At 72.3% G+C, this 1,931-nt stretch carries 2 protein-coding genes; one reads left to right on the plus strand and one right to left on the minus strand.

Annotated features, from left to right (window positions below):
- On the minus strand, positions 1-377 hold a 377-nt coding region (locus AB0O29_RS35490; RefSeq protein ID WP_365160446.1), incomplete at its 3' end, for an MBL fold metallo-hydrolase.
- 538 nt (positions 378-915) lie between these two features.
- On the opposite strand from AB0O29_RS35490, the gene sepH reads away from it, so the two are divergent.
- Positions 916-1,931 (plus strand): septation protein SepH (sepH, locus tag AB0O29_RS35495; protein WP_365160448.1); only part of this gene is annotated, 1,016 nt, incomplete at its 3' end.

The raw sequence follows: 1,931 nt of genomic DNA on the forward strand, positions 1-1,931 counted from the left end.
CCGGCGTCCACGGTGTTCCAGCCGACGTGGTCGGCGTGGAGGTGGGTGTTGACGACGACGTCCACCTCCTCGGGGCGGACGCCGGCCGCCGCGAGACGGCGGGAGCCGGGGCGGGCGCCCTCGCGCAGCCGGTCGCCGGTGCGGCGGAAGGCGTGCTGGATGACGGGGCCGCCGGCGGTGGCCACCACGCTGACCACGCCCGCGCCGAGGATGGTCCCGTAGACGCCGAGCTTGGAGGCGAGCAGGGCGGCCGCGACGGTGGCGAGCGAACTGCCCGCGACCTGGGTCGCGCTCAGGTCGAGCTTCCTGCGCTCCGCGCCCCGGCCGTCACCCTCGGGAGCGCCCGGCTCGCCTTCCCTCACCGTCTTCTGACCCATCGCCATCCCCTGCGTGTCCTGCCCCTCGCGCTTCTCCTCTTCCAGCAGTTACTGACACCTGAGCGAAATGAGAAGTTCCGTTTCTGCGGATTCTGTGAAGCAGGACACCCCGAAACGGCCGCGTACGCAGGTGGACCGCCTTCCGGGCCCGATTCCGGGCAGGCCAACTCCCGCCGCCCGGGACAAGTTCGGCGGCGCGGCGGTCCACCCAGGTGGCCCGAATGGAGTACTGTGGCGAGCCCTGGGGCCGTCCTTCCTTTCGGATGTCCGGACTCGGGAGAGGGGGCCGGCTGACGGAGAAGCGGCGCTCAAGACCGGTGATGCCGCGGTATCGCACGGGCTCCTGCTGCGCACAGTAACCACTTGGTCACTGTGCGTGCCCAACAGGTAACCGTGCCATAACGTCGATCAAGGGCGCATGCCCGACACGCCGGTTTAACTCGGCAAGGTTGTGGCAGGCTGCACCCGGGCAGGCCACACTCGACTAGCGGAAGCAGCGACGCACGTGACGTCGGCAGGCACCACCCGGGAGGTCCCCATGCCCGAACTGCGTGTCGTGGCCGTCTCCAATGACGGAACACGACTGGTGCTCAAGGCTGCGGACAGCACGGAGTACACGCTTCCGATCGACGAGCGGCTGCGGGCTGCCGTGCGCAATGACCGCGCGCGCCTGAACCAGATCGAGATCGAGGTGGAGAGCCACCTCCGCCCCCGTGACATCCAGGCCCGCATACGGGCCGGTGCCTCCGCTGAGGAGGTCGCACAGCTCGCCGGCATCCCCGTCGACCGGGTCCGCCGCTTCGAGGGTCCCGTCCTGGCCGAGCGCGCCTTCATGGCCGAGCGGGCCCGCAAGACCCCCGTGCGCCGCCCCGGTGAGAACACCGGACCGCAGCTCGGCGAGGCCGTCCAGGAGCGGCTCACGCTGCGCGGGGCCGACAAGGACTCCGTCCAGTGGGACTCCTGGCGCCGCGACGACGGCACCTGGGAGGTCCTGCTGGTCTACCGGGTGGTGGGCGAACCGCACTCGGCGAGCTGGACCTACGACCCGCCGCGCCGGCTGGTCGTCGCCGTGGACGACGAGGCCCGCTCCCTGATCGGCGAGTCGGACGACCTGCCCTCGACCCCCGAGCCGAGCTTCCCCTTCGTGCCGAGGATCGCCCGGCTGCCGCGCGACCGGCCGCTGGACCGCACCCTCGACCGGCCGATCGAGCGGCCCGCGCCGCCGCCCGCGCCGGAGCCGGAGGAGGAACGGGACACGCTGACCAGCCTGTTGGAGGCCGTGCCCAGTTTCCGGGGCGACCTCGTGGTCCCCGAGCGGACCGACGTCGCGGACGAGGAGGCCGAGACCGAGGAGCCGCCGGCCGCGGCGGCCTCGGCCGGCGCCGGCTCGGCGTACGCGGACGTGCTGATGCCCCGTACGGTCGCGGGCCACCGCGAGCGGCTCACGGGGACGACGGACCGGCAGAGACAGGGAGACACCGGCATGGACGCTGGGCTCAAGCGCGAGCTGGAGGAGAAGGTCCGCTCCGGCGAGCGGCTGACGCGTGAGGACGG

The organism is Streptomyces sp. NPDC089915 (genome assembly GCF_040684675.1).
In the GTDB taxonomy this organism is placed as follows: domain Bacteria; phylum Actinomycetota; class Actinomycetes; order Streptomycetales; family Streptomycetaceae; genus Streptomyces.